The organism is uncultured Pseudoflavonifractor sp., from assembly GCA_904419835.1.
Lineage (GTDB): Bacteria > Bacillota > Clostridia > Oscillospirales > Oscillospiraceae > Pseudoflavonifractor.
This window is the reverse complement of record CAJFTA010000055.1, coordinates 1-15,123: the sequence shown is the minus strand read 5'-3', so window position 1 is coordinate 15,123 and position 15,123 is coordinate 1. Positions and strand designations below refer to the sequence as shown.

16 protein-coding genes, 1 tRNA gene and 3 pseudogenes are annotated in these 15,123 nt (G+C 55.6%); 6 read left to right on the top strand and 14 right to left on the bottom strand.

The window, feature by feature from the left end; genetic code table 11:
* The first annotated feature begins 242 nt into the window (after nucleotides 1-242).
* Together QZY67_RS09720 and QZY67_RS09715 are read left to right on the top strand one after the other, a co-directional pair.
* A tRNA-Arg gene (locus QZY67_RS09720) sits at nucleotides 243-319 on the top strand.
* A 376-nt stretch (nucleotides 320-695) separates the two neighbouring features.
* Nucleotides 696-1,106 carry a hypothetical protein gene (locus QZY67_RS09715; protein WP_295369892.1) on the top strand — a complete coding sequence of 137 codons (411 nt, stop codon included), beginning with the start codon at nucleotides 696-698 and terminating at the stop codon, nucleotides 1,104-1,106.
* 130 nt (nucleotides 1,107-1,236) lie between these two features.
* On the opposite strand, the gene rplL is transcribed toward QZY67_RS09715, so the two are convergent.
* The 7 genes from rplL to rpmG form a co-directional block, all read right to left on the bottom strand.
* Nucleotides 1,237-1,611: a 50S ribosomal protein L7/L12 gene (gene rplL, locus QZY67_RS09710; protein WP_295369891.1), complete on the bottom strand. Its 375-nt coding sequence runs from the start codon at nucleotides 1,609-1,611 to the stop codon at nucleotides 1,237-1,239.
* Nucleotides 1,612-1,669: 58 nt separating this feature from the next.
* Complete coding sequence (gene rplJ / locus QZY67_RS09705) at nucleotides 1,670-2,203, bottom strand: 50S ribosomal protein L10 (protein ID WP_295369890.1); 534 nt, start codon at nucleotides 2,201-2,203, stop codon at nucleotides 1,670-1,672.
* 243 nt (nucleotides 2,204-2,446) lie between these two features.
* Nucleotides 2,447-3,139, bottom strand: coding sequence for a 50S ribosomal protein L1 (gene rplA, locus QZY67_RS09700; protein WP_295369889.1), 693 nt, complete (start codon nucleotides 3,137-3,139; stop codon nucleotides 2,447-2,449).
* 19 nt (nucleotides 3,140-3,158) lie between these two features.
* Nucleotides 3,159-3,584: a 50S ribosomal protein L11 gene (gene rplK, locus QZY67_RS09695; protein WP_295369888.1), complete on the bottom strand. Its 426-nt coding sequence runs from the start codon at nucleotides 3,582-3,584 to the stop codon at nucleotides 3,159-3,161.
* A gap of 127 nt (nucleotides 3,585-3,711) precedes the next feature.
* Nucleotides 3,712-4,236, bottom strand: coding sequence for a transcription termination/antitermination protein NusG (nusG, locus tag QZY67_RS09690; RefSeq protein ID WP_294536955.1), 525 nt, complete (start codon nucleotides 4,234-4,236; stop codon nucleotides 3,712-3,714).
* Nucleotides 4,237-4,247: 11 nt separating this feature from the next.
* Complete coding sequence (gene secE / locus QZY67_RS09685) at nucleotides 4,248-4,559, bottom strand: preprotein translocase subunit SecE (RefSeq protein WP_294536958.1); 312 nt, start codon at nucleotides 4,557-4,559, stop codon at nucleotides 4,248-4,250.
* A gap of 41 nt (nucleotides 4,560-4,600) precedes the next feature.
* Nucleotides 4,601-4,765, bottom strand: a complete 165-nt coding sequence (rpmG, locus tag QZY67_RS09680; RefSeq protein ID WP_006574556.1) for a 50S ribosomal protein L33 — start codon at nucleotides 4,763-4,765, stop codon at nucleotides 4,601-4,603.
* A 382-nt stretch (nucleotides 4,766-5,147) separates the two neighbouring features.
* On the opposite strand from rpmG, the pseudogene QZY67_RS09675 reads away from it, so the two are divergent.
* From QZY67_RS09675 to ruvX, 3 genes and pseudogenes are all read left to right on the top strand, one after another.
* Nucleotides 5,148-5,396: pseudogene (locus QZY67_RS09675) on the top strand (autorepressor SdpR family transcription factor); the annotation flags it as partial.
* Nucleotides 5,397-5,424: 28 nt separating this feature from the next.
* Nucleotides 5,425-6,102: an SdpI family protein gene (locus QZY67_RS09670; protein ID WP_295369887.1), complete on the top strand. Its 678-nt coding sequence runs from the start codon at nucleotides 5,425-5,427 to the stop codon at nucleotides 6,100-6,102.
* Nucleotides 6,099-6,518: a Holliday junction resolvase RuvX gene (ruvX, locus tag QZY67_RS09665; protein WP_294536965.1), complete on the top strand. Its 420-nt coding sequence runs from the start codon at nucleotides 6,099-6,101 to the stop codon at nucleotides 6,516-6,518. Before QZY67_RS09670 ends, ruvX begins: the two co-directional genes overlap by 4 nt.
* Here ruvX and QZY67_RS09660 read toward each other — a convergent pair.
* The 7 genes and pseudogenes from QZY67_RS09660 to QZY67_RS09630 form a co-directional block, all read right to left on the bottom strand.
* Nucleotides 6,493-7,014 (bottom strand): annotated as a pseudogene (locus tag QZY67_RS09660) (sulfite exporter TauE/SafE family protein); the annotation flags it as partial. The gene ruvX and the pseudogene QZY67_RS09660 sit on opposite strands and share 26 nt — an antisense overlap.
* Nucleotides 6,912-7,268: pseudogene (locus QZY67_RS09655) on the bottom strand (sulfite exporter TauE/SafE family protein); the annotation flags it as partial. The pseudogenes QZY67_RS09660 and QZY67_RS09655, both read right to left, overlap by 103 nt.
* A 35-nt stretch (nucleotides 7,269-7,303) precedes the next feature.
* Nucleotides 7,304-8,029, bottom strand: coding sequence for a tRNA threonylcarbamoyladenosine dehydratase (locus QZY67_RS09650; RefSeq protein WP_295369886.1), 726 nt, complete (start codon nucleotides 8,027-8,029; stop codon nucleotides 7,304-7,306).
* 317 nt (nucleotides 8,030-8,346) lie between these two features.
* The gene (locus QZY67_RS09645; protein ID WP_295369885.1) at nucleotides 8,347-9,936 is read right to left on the bottom strand and encodes a peptidylprolyl isomerase; all 1,590 of its coding nucleotides are present in this window, start codon (nucleotides 9,934-9,936) and stop codon (nucleotides 8,347-8,349) included.
* Between the two features lie 465 nt (nucleotides 9,937-10,401).
* Nucleotides 10,402-11,847, bottom strand: a complete 1,446-nt coding sequence (locus QZY67_RS09640) for a C69 family dipeptidase (RefSeq protein WP_295369884.1) — start codon at nucleotides 11,845-11,847, stop codon at nucleotides 10,402-10,404.
* Nucleotides 11,848-11,860: 13 nt separating this feature from the next.
* Entirely contained in the window at nucleotides 11,861-13,255 is a 1,395-nt protein-coding gene (locus tag QZY67_RS09635) for a cytosine permease (RefSeq protein WP_295369883.1), read from the bottom strand.
* Between the two features lie 511 nt (nucleotides 13,256-13,766).
* Nucleotides 13,767-14,240 (bottom strand): MarR family winged helix-turn-helix transcriptional regulator, encoded by a 474-nt coding sequence (locus tag QZY67_RS09630; RefSeq protein ID WP_295369882.1) that lies wholly within the window; start codon nucleotides 14,238-14,240, stop codon nucleotides 13,767-13,769.
* A gap of 311 nt (nucleotides 14,241-14,551) precedes the next feature.
* Here QZY67_RS09630 and QZY67_RS09625 point away from each other — a divergent pair.
* A partial coding sequence (locus QZY67_RS09625) for an argininosuccinate synthase domain-containing protein (protein WP_295369881.1) occupies nucleotides 14,552-15,123 on the top strand: 572 nt, incomplete at its 3' end.

The window sequence follows — 15,123 nt, the reverse complement described above, 5'->3', positions numbered from 1 at the left end:
AACTACAAGGAAGGGACAACGACCATCACTTTTGATGACCTCAAAACCGCATTGGCCGATCAGAAAACAGGTTCGGATTTGGATTGCTCAACTGCACCAATAGGCTTCTGAAATCAGATGGTTTCAGAAGCCTATTGTCTTGTCCCTGCATATTTTTCTCTTTTTTCATTTTTGTGCTTGCATTTTCCTCTTTCATGTGGTAATATAGATAAGCTCTCAGTGAGAGACGAACAAGAGAATATGCGGCTGTAGCTCAGTTGGATAGAGTGTTTGGCTACGAACCAAAAGGTCGGGGGTTCGAATCCCTTCAGCCGTACCAGCTCGTCGCAAGCGTCATATCGCTTGCGACGAGTTTTTTCATTTCATTGCAAAGCTCGTCGCGCGCTCATTCTGCTGCTCCTCGCTTCCAAACCGGACCCGCTATCGCTGGGCTCCGGTTTGGGTTCGCCGCTGGGCGGCGGTTTTATATTGCTATGAGGAAATATCGATTTTAACCGACCCTTCCCAATATTAATAACTCGAACTACATTATGCAAGTGGGTAATGTGTTCGGATTTATTATTTCTATTGAAAATAATATGTGATTAAGGACGGAAAGACAGGTAAGGCTGTTGACCTTACATGTCTTTTTGACTATTATTATGTTGAAAGTGCTTTGCAACTTAGAGTTTTGAAAAGAAGGGGAGAATTAAGATATGAAAAGAGTATATATTTTCATTATCATGCTATGCTCCTTCTGCTTATTGCTTTCAGCTTGTAAATCAGCTGAAGCAGAGAGCAGCATTTTTGAAGAAATCCGTACTGCCCCAGTTGTTAAATTAGAATCTGCAGAACAGCAGGAAAATGAGCCACTCTTTAGTTATAGTATAATAACCTCTGTTGCAGATATGAGGATTGTACCATCAGACGAAGAATTTAACCAAGAATGGCTTTATCGTTTTACTTATAATCCACGGGAAAAAGTAATAAATGGCCACGAAATTGTAATTCTTTTTGGCTCAAGTGCCTTAGAAATTGACGGAGTGACCTATGTACCAGAAGATGGAGTTCCGTATGAGGCTATATTAGAGTGGGCCGAAGGAAAATATAATTACTATTGTAAGTAATAAGCAAGGCGGGAACATCGTTTGAGATGTTCCCGCCTCATTGCTATGATCAAAGTAGGTGTAGAGAGAAAAACCCGGACCTGCGGTTTTGCCGCAGGTCCGGGTTGATGCTGTGTGAAGTGGGGGAGACTTACTTCAGCTCCACCTTGGCGCCGACATCCTCGAGCTTCTTCTTCAGCTCCTCGGCCTCGTCCTTGGAGACACCCTCCTTGACAGCCTTGGGAGCGGACTCGACGACAGCCTTGGCCTCAGCCAGGCCCAGGCCGGTGATCTCACGGACAGCCTTGATGACCTTGATCTTCTCGGCGCCGACCTCAGCCAGAACGACGTCGAACTCGGTCTTCTCCTCAGCAGCGGGAGCGGCAGCGCCGGCAGCGGCGGGAGCGGCCATAGCGGCGGCGGAGACGCCGAACTCCTCCTCCAGAGCGTGGACGAGCTCGGAGAGCTCCAGAACGGTCAGGCTCTTAACCTCTTCGATGAGGGCAGTAATCTTCTCAGAAGCCATGATATGTTACCTCCTAAAATAAATATCTTGAAGTATGGTAGTGATGCGGGGACAGGGGTTACGCCTCGGCGGAAGCGGTCTCCTCCACGGAGCCGCCCTGCTTCTCGGCAATCGCCTTGATGACAATGGCCAGGCTGGTGATGGGAGCCAGCATGGTGCCCAGGACCTGAGCCTGCAGAACCTCCTTGGAGGGCAGCTCGGCCAGAGCGCTGACCTCGTCCAGGGACAGGACCTTGCCGTCCATGAAGCCGGCCTTGATGGTGAACTTGGCCCCGTTGAACTGCTTGGAGAACTTGTTCACCACGCGCATGGGAGCGATGGGGTCGCTGTGGCTGATGGCCAGGGAAGTGGTGCCGTTGAGCACGTCGTCCAGGGCCTCCATGCCGCAGTTGTTGATGGCAAAACGGACCAGGGTGTTCTTCACGACGGCATACTCCACGTCGTTCTTGCGCAGCTCGGCGCGCAGAGCGGTGTCTTCGGCCACAGTGATGCCCTTATAATCCACCAGAACGCCGCTGGCGGCGCCCTTGAGCTTCTCGGTCAGCTCGGCCACGATGGCCTGCTTCTCGCTGAGAACCTTTGCGTTAGGCATGTGGGATTCACCTCCAGAAAAATAAAGTGCCGTTTCGCGTCCAAAGACACAAAACAGCACAAAACAAACGTCTATACTGCATTCTCGGCAGGATTTACTGTGCGAGCACAACCTGCTGTCTCTGAACACGAAAAATAGTATAACAGCCCGAAGCCGGGTTGTCAACCAAAAAATGAAAAAATTTTTCCCGGGGGCAGGTATCCAGGGGGAAAATCCCCCTGGATACTGCTCGTCAGGCGAACATTACATCAGCTTGGCGCCGTTGATCTTCACGCCGGGGCCCATGGTGGAGGCGACCACGCAGCTGCGGATATACTGACCCTTGGCAGCGGAGGGCTTGGCCTTCACGATAGCGCCCATGAGGGCGTTGAAGTTCTCGGTCAGCTTCTCAGCGCCGAAGGAGACCTTGCCGATGGGGCAGTGGATGATGTTGGTCTTGTCCAGACGGTACTCGACCTTACCGGCCTTGATCTCCTTGACGGCCTTGGCCACGTCGGGGGTGACGGTGCCGGCCTTGGGGGAGGGCATCAGGCCCTTGGGGCCCAGGACCTTACCGAGACGGCCCACAACGCCCATCATGTCGGGGCTGGCCACGACCACGTCATAGTCGAACCAGTTCTCCTGCTGGATCTTCTGGACCATGTCCATCTCGCCGACAAAGTCGGCGCCGGCCTCACGGGCGGCATCGGCCTTGTCGCCCTTGGCGAACACCAGGACGCGGGCGGTCTTGCCGGTGCCGTGGGGGAGGACGATGGCGCCGCGGACCTGCTGGTCGGCGTGACGGGAGTCAACGCCCAGCTTCACATGGAGCTCGACGGTCTCGTCAAACTTGGCGGGAGCGGTCTTAACCACCAGGCTCATGGCCTCGGCGGTATCGTACAGAGCGCTCTTGTCGATCTGCTTGGCGCTCTCCTGATATTTCTTGCCTCTAAACATTTCCTGCTACCTCCTTCGCTTAGTCGCCCACCAGGACGCCCATGGAGCGGGCGGTACCGGCGATCATGCTCATGGCGGACTCAATGCTGGAGGCATTGAGGTCGGGCATCTTGGTTTCGGCGATCTTGCGCACGTCCTCTTTGCTGATGGTGGCCACCTTGGTCTTGTTGGGCACACCGGAGCCGGACTTGATGCCGGCGGCCTTCTTGATGAGAACGGCGGCGGGAGGGGTCTTGGTGATGAAGGTGAAGGAGCGGTCGGCGTAGACGGTGATGATCACGGGGATGATCATGCCAACGTCGTTCTTGGTGCGCTCGTTGAATTCCTTCGTGAAGGCGGCGATATTCACGCCGTGCTGACCGAGGGCGGGGCCGACGGGGGGGGCGGGAGTCGCCTTGCCGGCGGGAATCTGCAGCTTCACGTAACCAGTAACTTTCTGTGCCATTTGAAACAGCACCTCCTACGATAAATGTGGTTGGAACGGCGTCTGTCAGACGCCTCCCACGTGCGGGGGATATGCCATGCCGGGCATGGCGTGCGGCGCAGCGCCGCGGGGGACCGCGTCTCGGGGCTTACAGCTCGACAGGCTCTACCTGGTCGAGGTCCAGCTCCACGGGAGTCTCGCGGCCGAACATGGACACCACGATGCGGACCTTCTCGTGCTCCACATCGATCTCGTCCACAGTGCCCAGATAGGACTTCAGGGCGCCGTCGGTGATGCGGACATTGTCGCCCACCGCGTAGCCAATCACCACTTCGCGCTTTTCCACGCCAAGGGCGGCAATTTCCTCATCGGAGAGGGGGATGGCCTTGTTGCCGGAGCCGACGAAGCCGGTGGCGCCGCGGACATTGCGGACCAGATGCCAGGTCTCGTCGGTCATCACCATTTTCACCAGCACATAGCCGGGGAACACTTTGCGCTCCACGGTCTTGGGGCCATTGTCGGTGATTTCTGTGACCGTCTCCAGAGGGATGCTGACCTCCTGGATCAGGTCGTGCATGTTGCGGTTCTCAACTGCCTTTTCGATGGAGGCGGCAACGGTGTTCTCATAGCCGGAATAGGTATGGACAACATACCACTTTGCACTTTCAGCCATGATTTACTCCTTTATGCGCCGGGGTTGAAAAGGTTCAGCAGCGCCTGCACAATGGCGTTGGCCAGGGCGTCGAAAACCCAGATGAAGATGCCCACCACGATAACGCAGGCGATTACGATACCGGTGTTTTTTGCAACCTGCTTCCAACCGGGCCACTGTACCTTCTTCAGCTCGCTCTTCATTTCCTTGAACCACTTGGCCACGCGCTTGAAGAAACCGGGCTTGGACTTTTTCTCATCCTTCGCCTTCTTGTCGGCTTTGGCGGGTGCGGACTTGGCGGCATCCGCCTGGCCGGCCTGCTCGATCTTCTCGTTTTCAGACATTCAGATATACCCTTCTTTCTTGTGAGCTGCTTGTAAGCTCATTACTTGGTCTCGTTATGGACCGTGTGCTTTCTGCAGAAGGGGCAGTACTTGTTCAGCTCCAGACGATCAGGAGTGTTCTTCTTGTTCTTGAACGTGTTGTAGTTGCGCTGTTTGCACTCGGAGCAGCGCAGGGTGACCTTCACCCGGTTGCCTGCCTTTGCCACTTGTCGGCACCTCCTTTTTCATTTTGGGGCGATCCGGACATAAAAAATGCCGGATACGGCCCAATATGCCGAATCCAGCAACGTCCTGGCACAGATATACTATGCCCCTATACGCTACGGTGCGGATTCGGCATCCTCTGCCTCCCTATGCCCGCGCTGGGCGGCAAAAGGGTTTGCACGTCATTACACCGTAAAAATGCGCACAAAAAAAGCCCTTTTCATAGGTAAGAGTAGAATAGCACAGGGAAGGCGGAAAGTCAAGCATAAGTTCAAAAAAAGTTTTGATTTTTCCGGCGCGGAGGCGCGCTTGACAGGGGACGCTCCGCCTGATAGAATCTATTTAAAGAAAATTTGAAATACCTTTGCCAGAGGGGGGAGCGCCGTGGAGGGCCCCGGAATTTTCAAGGCCCTGTCCGACCCGGTGCGGCGGGAGATTCTGCTCCTGCTGCGGGGCGGAGAGCTGCCGGCGGGGGAGATTGCCGCCAGGCTATCCATGACCGCCGCCGCCGCGTCCTACCACCTCTCCTGTATGAAGCGGGCGGGGCTGGTGCGGGAACGGCGGGAGAAAAACTACATCTATTATGAGATGAACGCCACCGTATTGGAGGAGGCTGTGCTCTGGCTGAGCCAGCTGTACAGCGGAGCAGGGGAGGAGCGCCATGCGGCACGAAAAACTGTGGAGGAGGCTGTTTTATGTCCTGATGCTGCTGCCGCTGGCGGCGACGCTGGCAGCGCTGCTGGTACTGCCGGCGGAAATTCCTGCCCACTATGACGCCGCGGGAAATATCACCCGCTGGGGCAGCAGGTATGAGACACTGCTCCTGCCCCTGGTCACGCTGCTGATGGGGGGATTTCTTCTGTTGGTATCCCGCTGGAGCAGCCGGAAGGCGCCGGAAAACCGGACGGCGGTGCTGGCCATCGGCTGCGGCGCGCTGATGGTGTTCAACGTGATGACGGGGGTCTTTCTGGTCAAGGCCTACCGCATCGCAGCTCTGGGGACGGGGCTGGAGCTGTCTGTCAGCCGGATTCTGTTCGGCGTCACGGGGCTGCTGCTCTTTTGCCTGGGCAATGTGATGCCCAAGCTCCGGCGCAATGGCTGGTGCGGGGTGCGGACGGACTGGACCATGGAGAATGACGAGAACTGGCGCAGAAGTCAGGTGGCGGGCGGCGGGGTCATGATGGCTGCGGGGCTGGTGCTGGCTGTGGGGAATGCGCTCCTGTCAAGCGAGGAGGCCAGTCTGGTGTTCTCCATGCTTTGCATTGTGCTGATGATACCCGCCCTGCTGGTTGCCCTGGCGCTTCTGAGGCGGAAGATGGAAAAGGAGAGACAAGGATGAGAATTATGGCCATTGACTACGGCGACGCCCGGACGGGCATCGCCATTTCAGACCCCACCGGCCTGCTGGCGGGGTACACCACGGTGATCCACGGCCGCAAGAGTGAGGTGGTGGCGGAGGAGATCGCCCGCCTGGTGAAGGAGCACGGGGTGGAGGAGCTGGTGATGGGCTTTCCCCGGAACATGGACGGCACCGAGGGCCCCCGGGCGGAGCTGTACCGGGCCTTTGCGGCACAGGTGGGCCAGGTGACCGGACTGACCCCCGTCCTCTGGGACGAGCGCCGCACCACCGTGGAGGCCCACAACATCCTCCACGCCTCGGGCAAGCGGATGAAGCAGCATAAGAAGACGGTGGACGCGGTGGCGGCCACCCTGATTCTGGAGGGCTATCTCACCCGCCGCCGGACTCAGAGCTGAGCCTGTCCGGCTTTTTGCGGAAGAGCTCGGTGACGCCCACATATAGAAGATAGACTCCGAAGCACCGGCGGAGCAGATGCACGTCCAGCCCGGTGGCCGCCCAGGCGGACAACGCAGTGGCCAGCAGTCCGGCCAGGATAGCGGGCCAGGCGGCGGTGCGGTCCACATAGCCGTTTTTGATGTGGGCGGGCAGTGCTGTGGCGGCGGTGGGGAGGAAGTAGAGCAGGTTGACCCCCTGGGCCAGGTTCTGGGGCACGCCGGCGAAGGATGTCATATAGATGAGCAGCAGTGTGCCGCCCCCGATCCCAAAGCCGGAGAGAATCCCGGTGAGGGCGCCTGCCAGAACGGGAAGAAGCCACTCCATCATCAGAAGAGGAGAGACTTCACGCCGCCGTAGAGAATGAACAGGGCGAAGGCCCGCCGCAGCCAGTCCATATTCAGCCGCCGGAACAGCCGTCCGCCCGTAAAGCCGCCGATGAGTCCGCCGATGAGATAGGGGAGGGCCAGCTGGAAGTCCAGCCCGCCCCGGAAGAAATAGACGGCGGAGGACAGGGCGCACAGGGGCAGGATGATGGCCACCGAGGTGGCGAAGGCCTTCCGCTGCTCCAGTCCGCACCAGCGGGTGAGCAGGGGAACCAGAATCATGCCGCCGCCCCCTCCGAAGAAGCCGTTGGCCACGCCCGCCGCGGCGCCGGACAGCGCACAGCGAATTTTTACCGGAACATGCAAAAAAATCCCTCCCAACGGCACTAGTCTGCCGCCGGGAGGGATTTTCTATTCATAGTTTATTTGCCGTCGGGATTCAGACCGGCCAGGGTGAGCACCACGTCGCCCGCCATCATCAGTCCGGCCACCGGCGGCACCCAGGGCACGCTGGCCGGAACGCTCCGCCGTCCGGGCGGCGGGGTCTCCCGCTGGTCGGTGGCGTGGGGCAGCTCGGGAGAGAAGAGTACCCGGTGGTGCTGAATGCCCCGGTTGCGCAGCTCCTTCCGGATCACCCGGGCCAGGGGACAGCCCTGGGTCTTGGAGATATCGGTGATGCGGAACTGGGAGGGGTCCAGCTTGTTGCCCGTCCCCAGGGCGGAGAGAATGGGGATGCCCCGCTCTATGGCGGTCTGAATCAGGTCCAGCTTGCTGGATACCATGTCGATGGCGTCCACAATATAGTCGTACCGGACGGAGAAGAAGTCCTCCCGGTTTGCAGGCTCATACTTGGACACCACGGGGTAGACATTGCAGTCCGGGTTGATGTCATGTACCCGGGCGGCCATGGCCTCCGCCTTGGGCTGGCCCTGGGTGGACCAGAGGGCCTGGATCTGCCGGTTCAGATTGGTCACGCCAACCTCGTCGTGGTCGATGAGAGTGAGCGTGCCCACGCCGGCCCGAGCCAGAGCCTCAGCGGCCCAGCTGCCCACGCCGCCCAGGCCGAACACGGCCACGTGGGCGGCGGCAAGGCGCTCCATGGCATCGGGGCCCAGCACCATCTCCGTGCGCAGAAATTGTTCCTTCATGGATACCTCCTGATGATAAAAGCGGGGGCGGGATGCCCGGCATCCCGCCCCCGCAGCGTGTCGAAAAATCTCGGTTGAACAGAATCGAGCTGTGTCGGGGCGGGGGAGCGCGAGGGGGCAGCCGCCAGCCCCGCATGGAATCAAATGCACCGGAAGCCTTGCCGTACAAGGCTTCCGGCCAGCGGAGCGAGGACTTTTGCGCCGCCGTGCGGCGCGAAAGTAACGGCATTTTAAAGGCTGTCGAAAAAGTCCAAGGACTTCTTTGACAGCCTGAGGGGGCGAGGCCAATCGCCCCGCCCCCTCATAGAAGCCTGATATTAATCGACGTACTTGAAGCCGTCAGCCTTGACAGCCTCATAGCCCTCGGTGATGCTCTCAATCCAGCTGGTCATGTCGTCGTTCTGGAGGGAGCTCTTGGCGTTGAGCTTCCAGGTGGGATCATTCCAGGCCTGGAAGTACATCACGTGCCAGCCATACTGGCCGCTGTTGGTGTTCTCCACCAGGCCGGTGTCGCCCTCGGTGTGCTCGCTGTCGAAGATCCAGTCGTTGAAGGTGTCAACCATGCGGCCCTCGTAGACCTGGGTATACAGGCCTCCGTTGGAGGAGGAGCCGGTGTCGTCGGAGTACTCCTCGGCCAGAGCGCCGAAGGACTCGGCGGTCTTGTCGCCGGCCTCCCACTGAGCCAGCAGGCTCTCGGCCTCGGCCTTGGCGGCCTCCATGGCCTCGTCGGTGGGGACGGTGGACTCATCCACATCCTCGGTGGCAGGGTCGTCCTCCTGGGTCAGCTCGGCCCGGATGAGAATGTGGCGGATGTCGGCGGTGGGAGTCTCGTCCAGGTAGCGATTCAGGAACCGGACCACATAGTAGCCGCTGGTGGACTCGAACACACTCATGTCACCCTCGGCGCGGGCGGCATCCTTCAGCCAGTCGCCATAGGTGGAGGAGAGGCTGGAGCCGGTCAGCTCGGTGGCGCGGAAGGTGTTGGAACTGTTCTCCTGGACATAGACGTCAGCCAGTTCGGCGAAGTCGCCGCCGGCCTGTACATCGGCCATCAGCTGGTCGGCATTGGCCTTGGCGGCCTCCATGGCGGCGGTCTGCTCCTCCTCGGTGGCCTCCACGGTATTGCCCTCCTCGTCGGTGGTGGAGGGGGCGGCGCCGGTCAGGAAGGCGACCTCATAGGAGAAGGTGTCGATGGAATCCTTGTTCTCATCGTAGTAGGTGGTGAAGTCCTCATCGGTGTAGGTGAGGGCGTCCTGGTGAGCCTGCTGATACTCGGTGAGCATGATGGCACGCTTCAGGCAGCTCTCATAGATGCCGGTGGTCATGTGAGTGCCGTAAACCGCCCGCAGGTAGGAGGAGTAGGAGTAGCCGGCGGTGACGGCGGAGTCCTTCATATTGGAAATAGTGGCGTCATAGGTCTCTCTGCCGCTCTCGGACAGCTCCAGGGAGAAGCCGTCCTCCTGGGCGGCGTCGGTGAGGGCGGCCACCTGGGTCAGGGCGTTGAGGGCGGACTCCATGAAGTAGTCGTAGTAGGTCTGGGTCTGTTCCTCGTCCACATACTGGTCCTTGGGGTCCAGGCTGGGGTTGAAGTTGGTCAGGCCGGTGAGCCCCATGGCGGAATACTGGTAGTACTGATATTCCTGCTGATAGGCGCTGTTGTAATAGTAGGCAACCTCACCGGCGGTGAAGTCGTGGCCGTTGACGGTAACTGCGGTGGCACGGTTCTGGAAGAAGTTGGAGTTCCAGATAAGCAGCGCGGCGACCAGGATGACCACCACCACGCCAATCACCCAGTACAGAACGGTTTTGCGCTTGGCGGCCTGCGCCTCCCTGGCCTCCTTGAGCTCTTTCTGAGTCAGGTTCTGGCCGGCGCTCTGGCGCTGCTTTTTTTCTCTGGATGCGCTCATGAATGTCTCAGTCCTCTCGTTGTAATAGGAAGGCGGGGGGAGCTCTGCCCGTCCGCGCTAACACATCATTGCATTATACAGGAAAATGAGATAAGTTGCAAGTGTAAAATGTTGTTTGGCGCGGGCAGCGGGAGATTCCGAGGGGTTGTTTCCGGGCACGAAATTTTTAAAAAATGATGTTTGGGGCGGCCCCGGAGAAGCGGCCGGACCGTCTAATGGGTGAGACCGGTCAAAACACCCGGAAGGGGGAGAGCAGTGACAGAGCTTGTTTTGTGTCGGGATAAGACTGTGGCTGCAGAGGATAATACAAGTTGGACAGTGTGGTGCCCCACTATGCCGACGGCAGTAGCTGGATTTCGAATGATCCGTAATACCCTAAACCAACAATTGGGCCCCACACACAGAAACAGAAGCTGTGTGTGGGGCCCAACAATGTGTTGCCTGCTAAAGAAGAGCAAGGAGTGATTATACCCAGTCCAGAATAGTGTTGCAGAGATATTTTCCTTTTACCTTTCTGGCAATGCGTGAGGCGACGTCAAGTGCCTGGAGCGACTGACGGTCTGTGAGGTCAGTTAGAACTTTTAAAGCGGCCTCAGGAGCTCGAGGGAAAAGCGCGGCGGCCTGATGCTCCGCCTGTTCCATGTCCTGCGCAAACTGTTCCTCCAGTGCGTGATAGATCGGAATGACCTCCGTGGGGGCGATGGCTTCATAGTTGCGCTCACAGAGCTGAGCGGTCTCTTGGAAAGTCCACCAGGCGTCCTCCGCTCTGAAATCACCGCACTCACCACGCTGATAGGCGGCAGGGAGGCCGCATCCGCCAGTATAACAGGGGATGAAAGGAGAGAGACAGACGTTTCCGAATGCAAACCAGATAGAACTGCCCAGCGTGTCAGGAAGGGCAGAGGAAAGATCGGCTAGCATACAGATTACAGTTCCGCTTTGAGCGATGCTGGTGCTTATTTCCATCCAAAACGGATTGTGATGAGGCCCGGCTTCGGGGCGGAGGGCCAGGTCATAGGGGGTTCCCGCCAAAGTATCCCGCATAAGTTCCATCAAATCAGAGCGAGTCACTGCCTGCAGCGGGCGGCAATCATATATTTGAGCATCCAGAGGGATATCCAGCCCGCCAAGCCGGTGAAGGGTCCCCCATTTGCGGAACGTATTGACAGGGTTAAGTGCACCGCCGTAGCCTGAGTTGAGTTCAGAATAATCTCCGCCAAAGGCAGAAGCAAAATTCAGTGGGGCTCCAGAATGGATACATCCTTTTTCCACAGCCAACTCATAAAGGCCTGGTGAACAGAGAAAGCGAGTAGAGTCGGCAAAGTCGATCTCTCCAATGCCAAAACAGTTGGGACGGCACTCTGCCTTATCGTCATCTACCCGTCGGGCACACCAATATCCGCCTGGCCCTAATTCAAGAAAAAAGCCCTCCTGCGGATCGGCAACCGCCATACAGACTGTACCTTCTGCGCCGGGGATAGAGGAGACAGTAAAACCGTACCGGGCGATGAGATCACCGGCAAGCTGGATGGCTTCCCGAGCGGTTTTTCCCCGTTCAAGCATCAGGATAACCAAATCATCGGCCTCCAGCAGGTCGCCTGACCGCTGATAGTTGGCAAAAGCATACACGCCCTGCATAGAGACGGCCACCCGTTGGTCGTTGACTCCGTCTGCCCAGGAGACAGGTCGGGATCCAGTTTCATATGCTGCGGAAGAGTAGGTATATCCAAACGTAACGGAGGCCTGAGGGATGGGGACGCCTTTGACCGTCATGAACCGGTCGGAAGGGGTCCAAGATTTTCGGGGAACATGATGTACATGACCGGGGCAGCCGGGCCAATCATCATTGGCGGCCAACATAACATGACCGGTTGCACTGGCATCACGGCCGATAATGACAGAAAAACACATGAGGAGAACCTCCTTATATTACTGGCTTGCGAAGAAGTTTGGCGGACACAAAATACAACAGACCAGTTACCAGGAAGCAGAAGAACACCGCACCAATGGTGGACATGATGAACGGAAGCTGCTGGCCTGCAAAATACGTTACAACACCGAGCAGGAAGCAGACAATGGCCGTGGGATTGATGCCCTTCCAATACCAGTAAGGGCCATCCTTTGCCTGGAACTGAGTGATGTCATACTCTTTTTTGCGGATAAAGTAATAGTCCACCACCAGAATGGCAATACAGGGAGGAAATACTGCTCCCAGATAGCCCAAAAATATCTGAAATGTATCCAAAAAGCTGTCAAAAAGCAGTGGGGTAAGTGCCAGAAGCAGGGCGCCGGCAGAAATAATACACATGGAAAGTTTAGGGGAAAGTTTGCGGCTGACATTGGCGGCGGAGAAACCACCGGAATAGACATTGATCATGTTTACTGCAATAGTGGAGAGTACAATAAGCAGATTGGCGATTTGTCCCATTCCGAGAGACGAGCAGATATAGCTGAGATCAGCGGACATTGGGTCGAAAATACCGCCGTTGAGGACGGCTACTGCAATGGCGCTCACCGCACCGATCATGCAGAACCAGAGCATTCCAAAGGCCGCGCCTGCCATAGGTGCAACAGTGGCAGCTGTTTTGCTTTTGGTATAGCGGGTATAATCTGCCACAGCCATTACCCAGGCGAAGCCGAAGGCGGCAAAGGAATCCATGGCGGATCCGAAGGTGATGGACCAAGAGAGATTTTCAGACCTGGAGTCAAGCGTCCATGTAGCGATGCTGTCCAGAGAAAATGTGCGGAAGACCTGGACGGAAATCCAGACGCTGAGAATGATCAGACATATAACGGCCAGGTTTTGCGCAAAACCGATCCACTTGGCACCTCCGAAGATTGCAATAAGACTGGTAATGGCCAGAATAATTGCCACAGAAAGGACAATCATCGGGGTGGAAGCTGGATCTCCGTGGGTAAAGCTGGTGATAAGGTTGGACAGAGGAACAGCTGCGATATAAGTGTTGACACCGCACCAGCCAACAAATTGAAGAGCGTTGATGAAGGAGGGGAGTTTGCTTCCAACTACACCAAAAGGAACCCTTACCAAACCCATAGTACTGGATGCTACGCGAAAGCCCATAACGCCTACCAGAGCAAGGATAAGATACACAAGAGGGTTGCTGATAATAGCGGATAGGAACGCGCCGCCCAGCCCAAGGGCACCAATAATGGTTCCCATGTACCATGAAGTAGGGTTTGCGTTGGCGCAAATCCAGACGGAAGCCATCTCCTTGATACCATAGTAGCGAGCTTCCATGGGAACATATTCATCGATATCGTAGTCACGGACGGCAGGAGAAGAATTTTGTTCCGACACTGTATTCACATCCTTTGTTGATATTGAGCATAATTGTCATTTGCCGTAATTCCAGACAACAGACAGGGAATGGAGTAGCGATGTGAAGCACTGCGCGCCGCTTCGTTATGCATATAATATACAAAAAACGAAGTAATGTGTCAAGAAAAAATATAAATAATATACCTAAAAATAATAATTTCAATTAAAAACGAAATACTATTAACGGAAAAAATGCACAAATAAAATTGTGAGAATTATGAATATGGTAAAAAAATTTATTATTCAAAAATGGAGAATGAGAGAAAAAGAGAAAAGAAATTGTTCAATATGCAGAAATAATAAAATATTTGACCAAATGAAGTGAGGGCCATCAAAACGAGAAATGGTAAAAAAATTGACTATAATCAGGAAAAGCAAAAGCATATATATTCACAAAAAAAGGATAGTCATGTACCGGCATAGCAGTAGTACATGACTATCCACATGTTATCTCGCGAATTCTTGTATTTTGGTACGTTATATTTGGGAATCAATCAGCTGCAGGAGCCTCCATATCTGCGCGGATACTACTGGCCAGAGCATCGGTCAACTTATGAAATGCACTCAAAATTTGTTCACACTCGTCGGGGCTTAAAAGCTGAAATGCGCGGATTTCTGCCTTGTGGAGCCTGGACAAGAGTCTGTCTGAGTAAATCTTTCCCTTTGGTGTAAGGCGAATAAGATTGCTGCGCTGGTCATGAACGGTGCGCTGCCGGATAATGATACCTTCCTGTTCCAGACGGCGAAGAGAAGAGGAGAGCGTCTGTTTAGAATAGCCGAGACAAGCGTGGAGACTACGTTGGGTGCAGTACTCGTGCTTGCTGATTTCATTAAGGACAAACAGAGTGGTATCCTGAATTTTGTGATGGGAAGCCCATTCGTTATAAATAGCGTCCATTTGAAAATAACTGCTGTAATAGCTGTCGATATAACGACTTAACCGTTTCTGGTCTTTGTCAGTCACGACAAATCCCCCGTTTCGTATATAAAAATTTTTCGTTTCTGCAATACGTGAGGAAAAGTCTCTCTTGTGAAAATTTTATATCCATTATAACTCAGATGCTAGAAGAGCACAAGGAGGAGGTAGGATAGCTGTTCAGGTAAAAATAATTGTGGAAATGAATGGATGTGAATAAAAAACGGAATATTATCGGTAAAATGAGTATATATATTTAAATATTTTTGAATTAAAGAATATTTATTCAAATTCCCTATTGCATTTTCTCCCGGGGAGTGGTACACTGTGTCCAACAAAGCAAAACGGAGGTTTTCACCATGGCTGACATTAAGAAAGTTGTACTTGCCTATTCCGGCGGTCTGGATACATCCATCATCATCCCCTGGCTGAAGGAGAACTACAACAACCCTGAGATCATCGCTGTGTCCGGCGACGTGGGGCAGGGTACCGAGCTGGACGGCCTGGAGGAGAAGGCCATCAAGACCGGCGCCTCCAAGCTGTATGTGGAGGACCTGACCGACGAGATGGTGGACGAGGTTATCATCCCCTCCATGCAGATGGGGGCCAAGTACGAGGACTATCTGCTGGGCACCGCCTTTGCCCGGCCCATCATTGCCAAACGTCTGGTGGAGATCGCCAAGAAGGAGGGCGCCGACGCCATCTGCCACGGCTGCACCGGCAAGGGCAACGACCAGGTCCGGTTTGAGCTGGCCATCAAGCGCTTTGCCCCTGAGATGAAGATCATCGCCCCCTGGCGGGAGTGGGACATCAAGGGCCGGGACGAGGAGATCGACTACGCCGAGGCCCACAACGTGCCCCTGAAGATCTCCCGGGAGACCAACTACTCCAAGGACAAGAACCTGTGGCACCTGAGCCACGAGGGCCTGGA

Coding starts and splice junctions, on each gene's coding strand:
- QZY67_RS09715 (WP_295369892.1), top strand. CDS start 696: ATGAAAAGAGTATATATTTTCATTATCATGCTATGCTCCTTCTGCTTA.
- rplK (WP_295369888.1), bottom strand. CDS start 3,584: ATGGCACAGAAAGTTACTGGTTACGTGAAGCTGCAGATTCCCGCCGGC.
- secE (WP_294536958.1), bottom strand. CDS start 4,559: ATGTCTGAAAACGAGAAGATCGAGCAGGCCGGCCAGGCGGATGCCGCC.
- QZY67_RS09650 (WP_295369886.1), bottom strand. CDS start 8,029: ATGAAGGAACAATTTCTGCGCACGGAGATGGTGCTGGGCCCCGATGCC.
- nusG (WP_294536955.1), bottom strand. CDS start 4,236: ATGGCTGAAAGTGCAAAGTGGTATGTTGTCCATACCTATTCCGGCTAT.
- rplL (WP_295369891.1), bottom strand. CDS start 1,611: ATGGCTTCTGAGAAGATTACTGCCCTCATCGAAGAGGTTAAGAGCCTG.
- rplA (WP_295369889.1), bottom strand. CDS start 3,139: ATGTTTAGAGGCAAGAAATATCAGGAGAGCGCCAAGCAGATCGACAAG.
- QZY67_RS09640 (WP_295369884.1), bottom strand. CDS start 11,847: ATGTGTTTTTCTGTCATTATCGGCCGTGATGCCAGTGCAACCGGTCAT.
- rplJ (WP_295369890.1), bottom strand. CDS start 2,203: ATGCCTAACGCAAAGGTTCTCAGCGAGAAGCAGGCCATCGTGGCCGAG.
- ruvX (WP_294536965.1), top strand. CDS start 6,099: ATGAGAATTATGGCCATTGACTACGGCGACGCCCGGACGGGCATCGCC.
- QZY67_RS09645 (WP_295369885.1), bottom strand. CDS start 9,936: ATGAGCGCATCCAGAGAAAAAAAGCAGCGCCAGAGCGCCGGCCAGAAC.
- QZY67_RS09670 (WP_295369887.1), top strand. CDS start 5,425: ATGCGGCACGAAAAACTGTGGAGGAGGCTGTTTTATGTCCTGATGCTG.